Raw genomic sequence first — 13,808 nt, forward strand, 5'->3', positions numbered from 1 at the left:
AAGTTAAGAAAGAACCGGTAAAGCTGCCCCGCTAGCAAGTAAATCAACGCCCACGCTAAAGAACGAGTGCGTGCTACCAGTGCGGCTTTCTATGTCATTGATAAGAAGCATCAAGCTGCTAATGCCTGCCTGAGCTGTCCCGATAATTGAATTTCGAGTAGAGCGGGGAAGAGTTCTATTGCCAGCGTTATCAAGTGCCAGTTGCGAAATCTCCCCAGCTAAAATGGAATTGTTCAGAGCACGTTTAATGAAGCTTTCTGTTTCGCTACCTGAGGGAATGTGTGCGGTAACGAGCTCAAGCTTGCGTAGCACAACTTCTAAAATCACGTAATCATTCGAGGCTTTAGAAATTGCCATCATCTCTGGTAATGAAAGAACGTGAGGTTGTTCAGTATTAAGCTTATTACGTAGCATGTTTGGTCGAATGCCACAGACTTTAGCCACAGCCGTTAGATCGTGACGTGCACGAAACAGTGCGCACGCTTCCCAATACTCTTCCTGTGCGTCGTGCAAAAAGGCGCACATTGTTTGATTTTCGTCCATGATTGATACTCACCTTAAGGGTTTGGTTCAGTGTTTGTTCCCACAGCCGAGCTTGCTTAAGTAGCTCGCTAATTCGGCATCAATGACGTCTTTTTTGATGCCGTTCTTAAGCTGCGCTGCAATGTATTTGGTTAAGTAAGCGGCTTGATTGTGCATAGTGATGTCTCCGGTTAAGTGGCGTAGTGCCGACAGTGTTGATAGATAGAGTTAGCCAAGTTGTTCCATCGCTTCACGGGCGGCGAGTTCATGCATGGCCACCATATTGATCAGCGTCTTTTCTCGTGGAAGTGTTTTTGGCTTGATGAGGATTCGACCTTGAGAAATGTATTGCCTTACTGTTCCGTCGGCCAAACCCGAAAGAGCGCAGTAGTGCTCAACCGTGACATAAGGGCAGGCAATGGTGGTCATCAGTGGCTGGCTCATAGCGGTGCCTCTTGAGTGGGAGTTGAAAGCAGATCTAATAAACGTAAACGGGTGGTTTCACGCTCATCGGCTTGCATTGGCGTTTTAGAAACAAACTCTTTCAATGCACTCTGGCGACGCAAATCAATAAGATCAGCTAGGTCATCTACGTGCACCATGAACGGGCTGCGTTTGTTGTCGTCCATACGGAAAACAGGAATAGGTAATGAATGGCTGTTAGCTTTGCCCTTCGCCGTATCTTCATTGATATGGAAGAACTCTTCACAAACATCACTTAAAGCCAACAAAGGTGTGCCAAAACGAGCGTGGAGTGCGTATTTCGTATTCATAATCAGTGCCCTACATCACTACACGCCTAGACGTGTATGTGCTACATTGGTAAATCGGCGTCTATCGCCGTCTATCTGACAAACAGTGATACAAACCATTCTGTTTGTTTGTGTTTATGTAGAAGCTATACCGCATACAGGTCTCTGTCAAACTGTTTGTCGGTGTTTATCGGTGTTTGTATGAAAGAGTGGTTTTTGAGTGCGGACTTAGTTGGTTTAGATGGAATGCCAAACTCTGTAACTGGAGTGTCTCAAAAAGCTAGACGAAACAAATGGTTATCAAGGCCGTCCAACACATCATCTAAGGTGTTTGAGTTTCATATATCCAATTTCCACCCAGATCTTGTTCTGGAATTACGTGAAAAATTTGGCGATGACTCCATTCCTGAAAATGTGACGGAAATCTCAAACGTTAAATCGGTCAGAACCGTATCTGCAATGGATGATATGTGTGCTGTGCCTGTTTATAACGTTTATGCTTCGTGCGGCTTTGGCGCTCAGAACGGCGCTGAATATCAACTAAGAACCGAGTTTTTACCTTGCCTGTGGCTGAAGCGTTTTGGCCTAACGGAAGAGTCAGCACGCATCATTATTTGTCACGGTGACTCAATGGAAGACACATTGAGTGACGGTGATGAAGTGTTAGTAGATATCCGAGAACTCGACCACCCAGTAAAACACGGGGTGTATGTGGTTCGAATCGGTAAACACGTTTATATAAAGCGTTTGAAATACGACATAATGGCTGAAGGTTATGAAGTCATTTCAGACAACAAAGCAGAATATGATCCCTTCATTGTGAACGAAGAAAAACTAGAAGACTTCGCGGTGATAGGAAAAGTGGTCACCACCGTCATGAAGGCGGTGATATAGAAGAATAAAGGCATCCTACGGGGTGCCTTTTTATTTATTGATAAAACTAATACTTGGGTTTTCCTTACTTTATCAAGGAAAAAAACATTAACGAACAATAGACATAGAGAGCAAACTTAATGAGTGAAACTGCTCAAATTGCCAAAATGGCAGAGGTGGTATCCAAAGAGCTTTTTGGTGCTTTTAAGTGGAAACAAAAGGTTTCTCAAGATCACAGTTGGGACTGTGTTGCTTCAGATGAACATGGTGGAAAAGACTCGCACCCATCAGATTGCGTAATGTACTACCGCGACCCGTATGATCGTCAGATGAAGTATGTTAATACAGACTTAAAAAGTTACGCAAAAACCTCAATAAATAAGGTGCAGATTCGCAAAGCAATGCATTCACTGACATATGCGACAAACTGTGCTCAATATAATGAGAACTGGTCTAGACTCTTTAAGCCTGAAGATTCCTTTGAAGTTAAGGGGATGCTTTTTGTTTATAACCACTGTGATAGTTACAATGGGAACTTCGATGATATCTTAAAAGACATTAATGAGTCCGATAAGGACAGACCCAAAGTAAACCATTTGGATGGTTACTCACAGGTATACGTGATGAGTCCTTATAAGATTACTGAGCTAGTGAGTATTGCAAAAGATCTAAAGCTTATGAATGCTGATGGTTTACTGCCTAAAAGCGATAAGTATTGCTTTTTTCACCCAAGTGAAGTTTTAAATAAGAACCACTTTTCTAATAAAGATTACTCAGAACCTGCAACGCTAGAGGTACTTTTTTCTTCTTGGATTATTGTGAAGCATGATGCTGCTGAGCATCGAGAAGCTGGCTACGTAATTTACTACATGGAAGATGGAGAGACGGTTGAAGAGTTTACCTACCTTTTAGATGCGCTTTCCTATTATCAAATTTTAAATGACAAGGGCTCTGTTGATATTCGCTTAGTAAAGAAAAATAAATATGGTTCACTAAATCTTCAAGAGGCTATTAATCAATACTTTGGGAGTATCGGTTATAGCAATAAACAAATTGAAGAGCTAAAAAAAGAGATATGTGTTCAAACTATCGGTAGGTTCACACATCAATTTTCTGACATTGAATTAGGGCTGATGGACTAATGACTGAAGAACATAAAAGTGTCGGCAATAGACTGTACTTCATGAATGACAAGAATATTCGTGATGGCCTTACTGCACAGCGAGTTAAATCTGAGCACTTGATTACTTTTCTGGCAAAAAAAGGTATTTATGTAGCTCAAGATAGCTCTAAGTTGAGATTAATAGATATGGTGCAAACAATGCGATTTGATCATGCAGATTATCTCTATATATCTTCTTTATTGGAAAACCCTGATCGTCGAGACAACCAATCTACAACTGAGTTACCAGCAGATTTCAATGTTGGGAAGGTTAATACTGCGTTGACTGCTGTAACAACTAAACTTCAAAGTAAAGAAGTTGGAATAAAGGTCAAAGCATCTGGAAAAAAAGTTATGGTAGAAGCAAGTTATGTTGATACCGACTTTTCAAAAGCCCCTATGAGGCAGCGGACACCAAAAACAGCCTTGATTGAAATTGATGTATCTGGCTCTAAGGATACCAGTATTCGCTTTCCGGCAAACGAAATGGGTAAAGAACTGCGTGATCTCATTGTGTCTGAAATGAATAAGCAGCTGACTCAGTCGGTTAAACCCATCGAGATTGACTTTGAACACCATCCTCATGAACTGCGAACCAAGTTTTTTACTAAACTCCTAAGTCTTGATGATTATCAGATATTTGATGTGATTAATGTAAATGTGCGTAATGCTCGAGGGGACAATGAAGAGAATGATGTAGCTAGCCAACTGAGACATGTAGCTCTATCTGGTAAAAATTTACTTACTTCAAATATTTACCAAAGCTTAGCCCAAAATAAATACAACATCTATAGAATGTCTTGGAAGGTGCGTAAAGCTGTTACTATTAAAGTAGATCCAAAAGATGCGAGTAAGGACGTTTTCAGTTTTGATATGTCTGATTGTTTTACTATAGAAGCTAAGTTTGATGACAAAGAGAGATCTAAAGGTTTCAATTACAAGGTGAAAGCTGTTCATCGTTACAATAAGTCAAAGGGTGTACTTAATGTTACGACAGGGCAACTTAACAATCATGAAGTTGATGAGTTATCAAAACTTTTGGTTAAATCAGCTACAGCTGCGTTTGTCGAATTGACATCTGATAAAGGTGAGGAATAAAGGTATGAGTCGTATCTCGCTATTTGAGTTTAAGGTAGAACAGAGTATTCGTGAGATTGCTAATTCCCTTCTTAAAAAGAGATATGCCCCAAGCATGAAGTCAGGCTTTATGTTAGTTAAAGCGGACAATGAGTCTATTATTGCTAAGCATATTACAGAGGTTATTTCTGAGCGAACCATAACAAGTCCATTTGGTGACACAGAGGTAAGTTTGGTGAAAGACTACCTTGTTAATGAAATTGAAGTCAGAAGCGGGCTAATAAAAGTAATTGACCCGACTAAAAGTTTGTCTCAATTTAAGCAAGACCTTTCTTCTGCGCTGAATTACCTTTGCTCGATATCTCCACTTAATGTTGACTTGAAAAAGTTTGTGGGCGTCATTCATGAAAATGATGGTATCACTGTTACCGCTATCGAAATTATGTCTCAGGAGTTGATGACAGATACAACAGCTAGAATGTCTATTGCAAGTAGTAATTGTTTGATGAGTAGGGTTTCAGAATATTTAGAGGGTAAATCTTATACTATCAAAAAGCTAAAAATTGACATCCATGGAGTAGGAACAGCTGAGTTAAACAGCAAAGGGAATATTAAATTAGATGATAAACCTGATCAGAAGCATCTATATAATGTCCTCAGAGACAATATTTTGTCAGAATAATATAACTCTTAGCTAAAAAGCCGCTTATATAGCGGCTTTTTTATGGAGTAATTGTACTAATGTAATCACTAGGGTCAGGTCACTGCTTCTTGTCACGCTAAAGCTAAACGGCTCCTTTTTTGTGCTTGCTCACCTTCCTTCAAACTTTAACCATTCTAAGCCGTGCGTCGCAATCATATTGAGACTTACTACTTGGACAAAAACCTAGATCAGACATACATGCCTTAATAGCAGCTATCGATAACAATTTACTCATTTAAATCACTCTTAAACAGTTTGTTAGGCTTCAGTTTATCACCACAATTTTGTGGCGAACGCCTAAGGTTTTTGCACGATGTTTTAATTCTTCGGGTAGCTCTCTTTCCGTAACGAGTATGGACTCAACATTAACCAAGTATGGTGCATGCTCTGCTTTCTTAACTTCACGGTATTTGACACATTGATAAATACCTCGCTGAAGATCATCATCTGAAGATTTTATAGACTTAACTTCAACCATTTTGAAGTCCGTGCCAGAAGCAAATGTCACGTCAACGATATCTCCCGATAAAAGTGATGCTTCTTCATCACCAACTCCGAATCGAGCACCAAGTCCAATAGATTTAGGGTTGTTAGCAATATAATGCTTTAGACTTTTATGCTCATCACTCTCGCCACCAGAGCCATACTGATGATCGTCGAATTTGGTTGGTGTATCAATTAACTGAACTTCATTCCCAAATAGGCTTTCACTTATTTCATTCCAATGTGGGTAGTTAAAAACAAGTTCTCTTTCATGTTCAACGACTGCTATTTGCTCGTCCTTAGGCAAAGAATCAAAGTTTTTATACTTTCGTTTTCTGTATCGATCATACAGATAACCGGAAACCCCTGCTCCAGGGATACCGTTGCCTCTCGTAATCAGTACATTAATTAAGGGAGCATTCTCATCTAGCTCTAAAATTTGATGCATCAAAGAGCCTGCAACATGACCAATTTGTGTTGGGAAAATCGTATCTACAGCCCATTGCTTTTCAAGCTCGCGCTTAATTGAGCCATAAGTAACAAATGGCTCTCCGCTTTCCAGAGCGTTTAACAGCAAAGCCATTGCGTATTGAGGACCATCATCTCGTAACTGTTCTACTGTATAGCTAACCATTTGTAATACCTAACTTATTATTGAAGCCTAACGCCAAGCGTTGCGAATAACTCTTAAATGCTTGTTAGGTCATTTCTTGAGGCTTGGTAAATTCAGAAGCCCAAAGCTGCTGAGCCCAATCAAGTTGCCCTTTCCCTAACTCAGGACAAACCTCTAAAGCTTGCTGCAATTCGTCTAACTTGTGCTCTAGTTCAGGTTGGCTTACGTTATTTGTAATTATTTTACCCAGAGTCCAACTAAGCAAGATATGAATCAACGTGATTCTGGTAGCTTTATTTGAATCGTAAGTATCAAAACCGAACTTCATATTCAGAGTAATGCTGCCACAGTCTTCCAATGTTGCATTATCGATCACTTCAAGTTGCCATCCTTGCAATTCTCGAGAGTAGTGGGCATATGGTTGTATTGAAGAACAGAACTCTCCAAAATATTCTCCCCAGCCTTGTGACCACAAGGATTTACTATAATGTTGCCAAACATTCTGACTTAATCTTTTTCTGATTGCTCCAGAACTTTTTGATCCTTGGACCCATGCCGTAACTAATTCTGACGAAAGGCTTCGATCTTTTAAGAAGCCGCATTCAATTAAAGTTAACGCTTCGACACTTTGACGAGTTAAGCTTAACGCTATTGCATGTTTGCCCTCTCGATTTGCGTCTGCGCTTGCCATTAAGCATTGAACGTAATGAAGAATTGAACATTGGACCGAAGTTTTACTGTCCAATGACAAGTCTGATAATTGATCTGCCAGTTGCATAGCTACACCAGACACCTCGCCAATTAACTGACTACCAACTTCAAACCATTTTGGTTTATTACTCAAATTTTTCTCCCTGACCTAACGCCGCGTTAAGTGGTGAGCAACGCTACCACCAAACCTAAATCATTGTTCCGTAAACACTTAAGCTGAAGCAAACCGAAAATGCCAAGCGTTGGGAATCCGTCTTAAACGCTTTGTTAAATTTCAGTTGCGTCGATCTGAGCCTTAAACGAATATTGAGGAAAATCTAACATCATGCCTCTTTCGATAGAGTATTTATCAAATATATATTGCTTTACAGCTTCCTCATTACTTCGAGGAATGTCGCAGTCAGCGACCATGACATTCTCTTTAGTTTCGAGATCGACAAGGTCAAATATTCCGATTTTTCCAACGAACTTAGATAGAAAAGAAGAAGCTTTAAACTCTGTGTAGTTTGGTGATTTATCGTTAACAAGCAAAACAACGTTTCTATTTGTGATGAGAAAAACACCATCTATGATATTTCTATGCTTAAAGAACTCGCTATGATAAGCGTAGTAACAGCTTGATGCTTCACTGGACTGAGATTCAAAGTCAATGATGTACTTTCTACCATAAAGCGTTGAAATTATTTGCTCAGCTTGTGTACCTTGCGCTACACCATTTGCAACAATAAAAAGTAAGCAGAAATCACTCTTTGTATTTTCTTTCTGCGCTTTCAATTGCTTTATTCCCTTATCTATAACTCCTGAGATACGGTTACGATAACCTGTAGTCCCAACGTGCTCAAATACGCCACCTTCAGCTAACTCTTTTTGTTCACGCTGATGTAATGCTTCATCGTCTGATTTTTCCTTCAGTTCGATCAAAACGACTTCTTCCTGTTCAATCAGAAAATCAGGTGTTTTTTCGTCAGACTCAGCAATTTTTCGAGCTTCTACAGAGAACTTTTTGAAGTATTCAATGACTTCATTTTCTAAGTTTTTCATCTATGTCCTTTATGAAATTTAACGCTTTATAGGCGCAATTTTTCCGTATTTGCATTTCACTTATGTTGCGGTCATTCATTATGAAACTCAACTAATATCAATCCTTTGTGTGAATCGAAAGCGAATTTCATGAGAAAGCTACGAAAAATTTCCGTATTACACCTCAGACACTTGAATTAGATTACTTTGGTCCGATTTGGATCATTTTAGGGAGTCAGTTCGGTGGCTCCATTGTGCATTTAAGATCACTTAGTACATTGAAAAAACGGACCTAAAAATATACTGTTTACTTATACAGTATTTGTGGGGTGTTTTCTTTGTCTATTCGTAACCTAAAAGATGGCTCTAAAAAGCCATGGATATGTGAATGCTACCCGCAAGGGCGGGGCGGAAAGCGTGTTCGTAAGAAGTTCGCCACCAAGGGTGAGGCTAAGGCGTTTGAACTGTTCACCATGAAAGAGGTGGACGATAAACCATGGTTAGGTAAGAAAGCCGATCACCGCCGTTTACAAGACTTACTGGATACCTGGTGGGATACTCACGGTCACACAGTCAAAACAGGCAAGAATACTTATGTCGTATTAGCTAAAACAGTGCAAATGTTAGGAAACCCATTAGCCCGTCTTTTTACTGCTCAAGACTACCTTCAGTATCGTGCTAGCCGAGTAAGCCATCACCCAAGTAGGCCTGACATTATAATCTCTGCTGCTACGCATAATATTGAACTAAAAACCCTTCGAGCTATGTTCAACAAGCTCATTAAGTACGGGCAATGGACACAGCCTAATCCACTTCTTAGTATCGAGCTGGTGAAAAGCAGCGAGAGAGAATTAGCCTTTCTAACCAAAGAGCAGATCTCCGATGTTCTAGAAAAGGTGCGACAAGATAATAGCCCCTCAGCAAAACAAATATACGTTGCTTGTAAGATCTGCTTGGCAACCGGTGCTCGTATCAGTGAGGCGTTAAACTTAAAACGCTCTCAGGTAAACCAATACAAATTGTTATTTACTGAAACTAAAGGAAAGAAGAACCGCTCGGTTCCTATATCTTGCTCTTTGTATGATGAAATCGTTGAGGTGGCGATAAGTGGGCATGCTATCTTTGATGTGCGTTACTATGCGGCTTGGGAGTGCGTAAAACGCGCTTTGCCAGAGCATGTTCCTAGTGGGCAAGCAACCCATGTATTAAGGCATACTTTTGCTAGTCACTTCATGATGAATGGCGGTGATATTTTGGTATTGCAGCGCATTCTAGGCCATAAGAAAATCGAGCAAACCATGGCTTATGCTCACTTCTCTCCAGACCATCTCATGCAAGCTGTTCAGCTTAATCCACTCGAAAATTAATGGCGACAAAATGGCGACAAAACTCAGTTATTGTCGGTTATAGCCCGTTATTGTCAGATTTTTGCTTTTAGATAGGAACCCCTAACCTAATGTAATCAATAGGTTAGGGGTTTGTAGGCTAGTCGCTTATGAAACCACCGGTTTGATGCGCCCACAATTGAGCATAAATCCCTTTTTGGCTGATCAATTCTTGGTGGGAGCCTTGCTCCACAATCGTACCTTGATCAAGAACGATCAAGCGATCCATTGCTGCGATGGTCGATAATCGGTGCGCAATTGCGATAACCGTCTTACCTTCCATTAGCTCATTTAAGCTCTCTTGAATTGCGGCTTCAACTTCTGAATCGAGTGCAGATGTCGCTTCATCCAAGACCAATAAAGGTGCGTCTTTTAACAGAACTCGTGAGATGGCAACTCTCTGGCGTTGGCCTCCAGACAGTTTGACACCTCGCTCGCCAACTTGCGCATCATAACCGGTGTTACCAAATGGGTCGGTAAGGTCTTGAATAAACGTATCAGCGTGAGCTTGTTTGGTCGCTTTGATTAACTCTTCTTCGGTGGCGTCGGGATTACCATACAAGATGTTGTCACGAATCGATCGGTGTAATAGCGAGGTATCTTGGGTCACCATTCCGATGTTACTACGAAGCGAATCTTGAGTGATGTCTGAAATGACTTGCCCATCGATCTTAATTTTTCCACTTTCTACATCATGGAAACGAAGCAGCAGATTCACTAAGGTGGATTTACCTGCTCCAGATCTTCCCACTAACCCGACTTTTTCGCCTGGCTTAATGTCGAGATTAAGGTGGCTAATGACACCTTTGTTTTCGCCATAGTGAAAACTGACATCTTCAAAGCTGATTCCACCGTGCGGGACCTCTAGTGGCTTAGCTTCTGGCTTATCGACAATATCCACCGGTTTAGCTAGGGTTTTCATGCCATCAACAACAGTACCCATATTTTCAAATAGGGCACTGACTTCCCACATGATCCACATCGACATACCATTAATACGAAGTGCTAAGCTTATTGCAATAGCAATGGCCCCAACCGTAATGGAACCGTCCATCCATAAAAATATCGACATAGCCGCTACGGCAAAAACCAGCACATAGTTGGTGATTTCGACCAAGACATCAAAGCCTGTTACAAGGCGCATTTGCTTGTAAACAGTATCCAGGAAGCCTTTCATGCCTTCTTCGGCATAGTCGGTTTCGCGTTTACTATGTGAAAACAGCTTAACGGTCGAGATATTGGTGTAGCTATCGACTATTCGTCCTGTCATTGTCGATCGAGCGTCTGCTTGGTCTGCGGCAACGCTTTTTAGTTTAGGGATAAAATAAAGCTGAATTCCTACGTAGCAAGCTAGCCAAATGACCATAGGGATCATTAAACGCCAATCTGCATAAGCGAGCAGTACTACCATCGACGTAAAATAGACCGAAACATAGACGAAGACATCCATGGTTTTCATGACGGTTTCACGTACAGCGAGTGAGGTTTGCATGACTTTTGTTGCAATGCGGCCAGCGAAATCATCTTGATAGAAGTTCACGCTTTGCTTTAGCAAGTATCGATGCGCCAGCCAGCGAATCGACATTGGGTAGTTGCCAAGAAGCGTTTGGTGGATGAGCAGAGAGTATGCCACGGCGAGAACAGGCATGATCACGAGCAATAGTATTCCGTAACCAATTAATACGCTGCTGTTGTCTTGCCAGAACGTTTCAGGGTTACTGGTCGAAAGCCAATCGACCAACTGTCCCATTGCCCCAAATAGAGAGACTTCAACAATCGCAACAATGGTAGACATGATCGACATGATAATCAGTGGGACTTCAAACCCGCGCGTGTAATAACGGCAGAAAGCAAAAATCCCTTTAGGCGGTTGTTTGGGCTCTTCATTGGGGAAAGGTTTGGTAAAACTTTCAAACTTTTTAAACATAAATCATCCTAATAATATGCCAATTCTCAGTGTTTTTATCGGTGTACTTGTCATTCATGAGAGGAAAAAAGAGGCGTCGCTATGGTATAACGATTGGATATGAAATGTCACTAATATGTTATGTGCACCAATACAACGGTTTTTACCTAACGCATACGATAGGGTATACATGACAGTAAATATTACTGCTAAACGATAATTTCCCAGTTAATAGTTGGATTTGATAATGGAGATGCTCGTTAATTCAGTAAAAACACAGTTAACAAAGTGTTTACAATTGCGAATCGTAAGTAAAAAAGAGCTAAGACGATGTTGCAAAGTAAAAAGCCAGCAGCTTTACCTAATCAGACTGCTAATACTCAAAATGCCAATTGTGTCCTCATGGTGCCACCAAAAGAGTTTACTTTTAACCCTGAGACGGCAAAAGACAATGAGTTTCAGCATCAGCTCGATCTGACCCCTGATCAAATTCATCAAAAGACGATGGCGGAGTATCGCGCTATGCTCTCTGGCTTGCGTTCAGAAGGGGTTCAAGTGATCGATTTTGATTATCAGCCCTCTGAGACAGCCACTCCTGATGCCGTGTTCCCAAACAACTGGTTTAGCACGACTTCTTCTGGTGAGCTATACACCTTCCCTATGGCGTGTAAAAACCGACGACATGAGGTGCGTATCGAACAGTTGGTAGCCTCTTTAGAGGACGCGGGTCGCCCCGTGAAGTACATTGACTCGCTGCAAGAGTACACGGAGCACAATGCGTATTTAGAAAGTACGGGTGTGATGGTGAAAGATCATACTAATCGGACGATATACGCCGCTTTATCACAACGCTGTGACCGAGAGGTTCTGGAAGAATATGCGAAGCGCATAGGTTACAATCGAGTGATTTCGTTTCAGACGGCTTTAGAATCAGGTCAGCCTGTTTACCATACGAATGTAATGATGGCGATTGGAGAAACTTTCACGGTGATATGCGATGAAGTTATCCCAGAGTTTGAACGACGTTTTGTGCTGAAGTCGTTGTCGAAATCGAAACAAGTGATTTCAATATCGATTGAACAAATGAATCAGTTTTGTGGCAATATTCTTCAGCTTGAAACCGTGAACGGAACCAAGGTGATTGCCATGTCTCTTTCAGCTTATAACGCTTTTTCACCGGCGCAGATAGCCCAGCTTTCAACCCATGGGAAGTTATTGCCATTTGATGTCAAGACAATTGAATCGATTGGTGGAGGCAGTGTTCGCTGTATGCTAGGGGAAGTGTTTTTGCCGACTAGGAAGAAGTTGCTTTAAAAGATGTAAACCGCAAGCTATTCATTCGGATCTTAAAACGGAGTTCGCATTACTTGTGAACTTCGTTTTTTTGGGTCTGTTTTATGAAGAAAAGCCCGCATGTAGACAATCAACGAGCACAAAAAAGGCCGCCAATGGCGACCTTTATATATTCTATTAGCTAATGCTAGTAGAGCTAAATTAGATAGCTACTACGTTGCTAGCTTGAAGGCCTTTTTGACCTTGCTCTACTTCGAAAGACACTTTTTGGCCTTCGTTAAGAGTTTTGAAACCTTCAGAAGCGATAGCACGGAAATGTACGAATACGTCTGCGCCGCCGTTATCTTGAGTAAGGAAACCGAAACCTTTAGTTTCGTTGAACCATTTTACAGTACCAGTAATTGAGTTAGACATGTTATGTCCCTTATTTATTTAATTTAAGAAAAAGTTCAACATTAGCCAAATGCCAATGAGTTGAATTATGTCATGTTACGCTAAAATAAAAGGGAAACGCCTAGCTACAAAAACGTGGTTTTAATAGTGGATGTTTTACTTGTACTTGATGCTGCATTTAATAACTCTCTGAACAACTGAGCGGTATAATACACGCTGTGTTTTTATTGTACAGTACTTTCTTCTTTTATTTAGAGTGTCGCGTCATGGAGTATTTAGAATAGACGCAGTTTGAGTCATTTTTGCTTCATGAGCATGAAATAAATATGAATAGCAGCCTAGCGTCACGCGCTACGCTCGTTCTGTAACTTTGTGTGTTTTCTAACACGTTACTCTCGTGTTTTTCATCTTTGCTCGCTATTTTCACGTACATTCCCACATTGATGACGTAAAGAGGGTTAGGAATTATTGAGCAGTATGCTTGTCTTGAGCAGGAGTGTGCTAACATCTATTGCATCAGAAATGCAGACATTCAAACACTGTCATTTCGATTGAACTTACAATGATTAACCAAAGAGAATATGAGCAATGAGCAAGTTAAATGCCGAAGAACGCAAAGCGCGTGATGACGAGCGTTTTTCACAAAGGGTGAATGAACGCAGAGAAAAAGGCGAAGACGTAATAGCTTATGCTCTTACTAATAAAAAAGCGGTTAAATTTCTTACTAAATCAGAGCGTAAAGCGCTGAATGAAAGAAAATTAGCCCGCCAAGAAGAAATTAAGTTGAAAGAGCAAGAAGAGCTAGAGAGAATTTCTGCGGCATTTACGACTCCAGACCCAGACGATCTAGTTTAGAACGTCATTTAGATCTGTTTGTACTGTGTATAAAACAAAACCCCAACGGTGTGCTGTTCG

The 13,808-nt window shown here is 40.9% G+C and carries 16 protein-coding genes; 7 read left to right on the plus strand and 9 right to left on the minus strand.

Annotation, left to right across the window (positions count from 1 at the left end; genetic code table 11):
• Positions 1-3: 3 nt before the first annotated feature.
• The 4 genes from A1QO_RS19260 to A1QO_RS19270 are packed head-to-tail and all read right to left on the minus strand — an operon-like array spanning position 4 to position 1,295.
• On the minus strand, positions 4-543 hold the full coding sequence (locus A1QO_RS19260) for a phage regulatory CII family protein (RefSeq protein ID WP_017041910.1): 540 nt from the start codon (positions 541-543) through the stop codon (positions 4-6).
• Positions 544-570: 27 nt separating this feature from the next.
• A complete protein-coding gene (locus tag A1QO_RS20720; RefSeq protein ID WP_017041911.1) occupies positions 571-699 on the minus strand; it encodes a hypothetical protein in 129 nt (42 codons plus the stop codon).
• Positions 700-750: 51 nt separating this feature from the next.
• A complete protein-coding gene (locus A1QO_RS19265) occupies positions 751-966 on the minus strand; it encodes a hypothetical protein (protein WP_017041912.1) in 216 nt (71 codons plus the stop codon).
• On the minus strand, positions 963-1,295 hold the full coding sequence (locus tag A1QO_RS19270) for a pyocin activator PrtN family protein (protein ID WP_017041913.1): 333 nt from the start codon (positions 1,293-1,295) through the stop codon (positions 963-965). The genes A1QO_RS19265 and A1QO_RS19270 overlap by 4 nt, the downstream gene beginning before the upstream one ends.
• 180 nt (positions 1,296-1,475) lie before the next feature.
• On the opposite strand from A1QO_RS19270, the gene A1QO_RS19275 reads away from it, so the two are divergent.
• From A1QO_RS19275 to A1QO_RS19290, 4 genes are all read left to right on the plus strand, one after another.
• Entirely contained in the window at positions 1,476-2,168 is a 693-nt protein-coding gene (locus A1QO_RS19275; RefSeq protein ID WP_017041914.1) for a S24 family peptidase, read from the plus strand.
• A 119-nt stretch (positions 2,169-2,287) separates the two neighbouring features.
• Positions 2,288-3,289, plus strand: coding sequence for a hypothetical protein (locus A1QO_RS19280; protein ID WP_017041915.1), 1,002 nt, complete (start codon positions 2,288-2,290; stop codon positions 3,287-3,289).
• Positions 3,289-4,407 (plus strand): hypothetical protein, encoded by a 1,119-nt coding sequence (locus A1QO_RS19285; RefSeq protein WP_017041916.1) that lies wholly within the window; start codon positions 3,289-3,291, stop codon positions 4,405-4,407. Before A1QO_RS19280 ends, A1QO_RS19285 begins: the two co-directional genes overlap by 1 nt.
• A gap of 4 nt (positions 4,408-4,411) precedes the next feature.
• Positions 4,412-5,068, plus strand: a complete 657-nt coding sequence (locus A1QO_RS19290) for a hypothetical protein (protein ID WP_017041917.1) — start codon at positions 4,412-4,414, stop codon at positions 5,066-5,068.
• Positions 5,069-5,354: 286 nt separating this feature from the next.
• Here A1QO_RS19290 and A1QO_RS19295 read toward each other — a convergent pair whose 3' ends face one another.
• The 3 genes from A1QO_RS19295 to A1QO_RS19305 form a co-directional block, all read right to left on the minus strand.
• Positions 5,355-6,206 (minus strand): hypothetical protein, encoded by an 852-nt coding sequence (locus tag A1QO_RS19295; protein WP_017041918.1) that lies wholly within the window; start codon positions 6,204-6,206, stop codon positions 5,355-5,357.
• A gap of 64 nt (positions 6,207-6,270) precedes the next feature.
• Positions 6,271-7,029, minus strand: a complete 759-nt coding sequence (locus tag A1QO_RS19300; RefSeq protein ID WP_017041919.1) for a hypothetical protein — start codon at positions 7,027-7,029, stop codon at positions 6,271-6,273.
• Between the two features lie 134 nt (positions 7,030-7,163).
• Positions 7,164-7,937, minus strand: a complete 774-nt coding sequence (locus A1QO_RS19305; RefSeq protein ID WP_017041920.1) for a hypothetical protein — start codon at positions 7,935-7,937, stop codon at positions 7,164-7,166.
• A 317-nt stretch (positions 7,938-8,254) separates the two neighbouring features.
• On the opposite strand from A1QO_RS19305, the gene A1QO_RS19310 reads away from it, so the two are divergent.
• Positions 8,255-9,283 carry a phage integrase gene (locus A1QO_RS19310; RefSeq protein ID WP_026027104.1) on the plus strand — a complete coding sequence of 343 codons (1,029 nt, stop codon included), beginning with the start codon at positions 8,255-8,257 and terminating at the stop codon, positions 9,281-9,283.
• A 118-nt stretch (positions 9,284-9,401) separates the two neighbouring features.
• Here A1QO_RS19310 and A1QO_RS19315 read toward each other — a convergent pair whose 3' ends face one another.
• Complete coding sequence (locus tag A1QO_RS19315) at positions 9,402-11,228, minus strand: ABC transporter ATP-binding protein (RefSeq protein ID WP_017041922.1); 1,827 nt, start codon at positions 11,226-11,228, stop codon at positions 9,402-9,404.
• 309 nt (positions 11,229-11,537) lie between these two features.
• Between A1QO_RS19315 and A1QO_RS19320 the strand changes: the two genes are divergently transcribed.
• Positions 11,538-12,521 (plus strand): arginine deiminase-related protein, encoded by a 984-nt coding sequence (locus A1QO_RS19320; protein WP_017037530.1) that lies wholly within the window; start codon positions 11,538-11,540, stop codon positions 12,519-12,521.
• A gap of 180 nt (positions 12,522-12,701) precedes the next feature.
• On the opposite strand, the gene cspE is transcribed toward A1QO_RS19320, so the two are convergent.
• Positions 12,702-12,914, minus strand: coding sequence for a transcription antiterminator/RNA stability regulator CspE (cspE, locus tag A1QO_RS19325; protein ID WP_017036534.1), 213 nt, complete (start codon positions 12,912-12,914; stop codon positions 12,702-12,704).
• Between the two features lie 567 nt (positions 12,915-13,481).
• Between cspE and A1QO_RS19330 the strand changes: the two genes are divergently transcribed.
• Entirely contained in the window at positions 13,482-13,748 is a 267-nt protein-coding gene (locus A1QO_RS19330) for a hypothetical protein (RefSeq protein WP_017036535.1), read from the plus strand.
• Positions 13,749-13,808: the final 60 nt, after the last annotated feature.

The sequence above is a fragment of the Vibrio genomosp. F10 str. ZF-129 genome (assembly GCF_000287055.2).
Classification (GTDB): domain Bacteria; phylum Pseudomonadota; class Gammaproteobacteria; order Enterobacterales; family Vibrionaceae; genus Vibrio.